At 66.3% G+C, this 1,999-nt stretch carries 1 protein-coding gene and 1 tRNA gene; both read left to right on the forward strand.

Annotation, left to right across the window (positions count from 1 at the left end; translation table 11 throughout):
• Positions 1–72: 72 nt before the first annotated feature.
• Positions 73–145: transfer RNA gene (locus MJ785_RS06360), tRNA-Pro, on the forward strand.
• Between the two features lie 56 nt (positions 146–201).
• Positions 202–1,629 (forward strand): trigger factor, encoded by a 1,428-nt coding sequence (tig, locus tag MJ785_RS06365; RefSeq protein WP_239313603.1) that lies wholly within the window; start codon positions 202–204, stop codon positions 1,627–1,629.
• Positions 1,630–1,999: the final 370 nt, after the last annotated feature.

Consider the following 1,999-nt stretch of genomic DNA (forward strand, 5'->3'; position numbering starts at 1 on the left):
CTGGGGCTCTGCCATTGAGCTACACCCGCGGAGCGTCGCTTACACTACCCGTAGGATACTGAAGCAACGCCTCGGGGCGTAGCGTAGTGGCTAGCGCGCCTGCTTTGGGTGCAGGAGATCGGGAGTTCGAGTCTCCCCGCCCCGACCGGTAATCTCGGCGCGTCCATCCGATCCACTGCCGCATCAGGAGTTAGCCGCGCCGTGAAGGCCACCAAGGAGACCCTAAGTCCCACCCGGGTCAAGCTGACCGTCGAGGTGCCCTTCGACGAGCTCAAGCCGTCCGTTGACGCCGCCTACCGCAAACTCGCACGGGAAGTCCGGGTTTCCGGCTTCCGGCCGGGCAAGGTGCCTCCGCGTATCCTTGACCAGCGTCTTGGCCGGGGAGTGATCCTCGAGGAGGCCATCCAGAACGCCTTGCCGCGCTTCTACACCGATGCCGTGCAGCAGGAGGACGTAGACGTTCTGTCCCGTCCCGAGGTCGGCATCAGTTCGTTCGAGGACGGTGCCCCGCTGGTTTTCACAGCGGAGGTGGACGTCCGGCCGGACATCGTTCTTCCCGACTATGACAGCCTTGAGGTCATCGTTGACGCGCTCGAGGTGACTGACGAGCAGATCGATTCACAACTGACGACCATGCGTGAGCGCTTCGCCGTGCTCAAGCCGGTCGAACGCCCGGTGCAGACCGGCGACTTCATCTCCCTCGACCTTTCCGCGACCGTGGACGGCGAGGTCGTCGAGGGTGCCGAGGCTGCCGGTATGTCCTACGAGGTCGGTAGCGACACCTTGATCGACGGTCTGGACGCGGCGGTCATCGGTGCCGACGAAGGAGAGAGCCGTACCTTTGTGACCGAACTGCTCGCCGGTGAGTTCGCCGGCAGCTCGGCCGAGGTCACGGCCACCGTCCGGGGCGTCAAGGAGCGTGAGCTTCCCGAGCTTGACGATGACTTTGCCACCACCGCCAGCGAGTTCGACTCGCTGGCGGAGCTGCTTGCGGACATCCGGGAGCGTCTTGTCCGTGAGGCCGAGCGCGACCAGCTCGGGCAGGCGCGTGAGCGTGTTCTCGACGCTCTGATCGAGCGTGTTGACGTGCCGTTGCCGGTCTCGGTCCTCGATGGCGAGGTCGAGGCTCGCGAGCATCGTTTCGTTCATGATCTTGAACGGATGGGCGTTGACCGTGAGGCCTACCTCAAAACACTTGGCCGGACCGACGAGGAGCGCCTCGACGATGTGCGGCGACTCGTCGAGAGGACACTGAAGTCGCAGTTCATCCTGGACGCTGTGATTGATGCCGAGCAGTTCGGTATAGATCAGGGCGAGCTGATGGAGCAGGTGATCGGTCGGGCGCAGCGCATGGGCATGAGTCCCGAGGCCTTCGCTCAGCAGCTCGCCCAGGGGGATGGCCTTTCGGCGATCATGATTGACGCGCTGCGGAGCAAGGCACTCGCCTTCCTGCTGCGACAGGTGAAGGTCGTTGACACGGCCGGAAGCGAGGTGGTGCCACCTGATCAGGCGGCACCGATCGTCCCGCCAGGCGAGGACATCGAAGACGTTGATCCTGATGTCGATGCCGCCACGGACACCGATGCGGAGGATGCGGGCGGGTCGACCGATCCCGCGCCCAGCGGCTGAGCCGCCCTGGTCCGTCCGCGGCCGGGTGAACGGTTGTCAGTGGCCCCCGGATATCCCGTCCGGGGGCCACCGCGCGTTCTGTCCGGCTGCGCGTTCCGTACGGCCGGAGCGCCCGGTGACCTGGGCCTGCGGCTGGTCAGCCGCGCGGTTGGGGCGTTGTGATGTCGCCCCACGCTGGAGTGCCCGGCAACAGGGGACGCGGCGTCGCGGGCTTGGGCCACCCACCTCGTCGCATCGCTCCCCGTCCATCGCCGCGCGATGCACGGGTACCCCGGCTCGTCAGTCGCCACCCAACACCTCCGGTGGCTCCCTCCGCCGCCGCGCGATGCACGCACCCCAGCCCCACTCCTTGATCCACACCCCTATTGCC

Origin of the sequence: Protofrankia sp. CiT1 (assembly GCF_917627335.1) — a bacterium.
Lineage (GTDB): Bacteria > Actinomycetota > Actinomycetes > Frankiales > Frankiaceae > Protofrankia.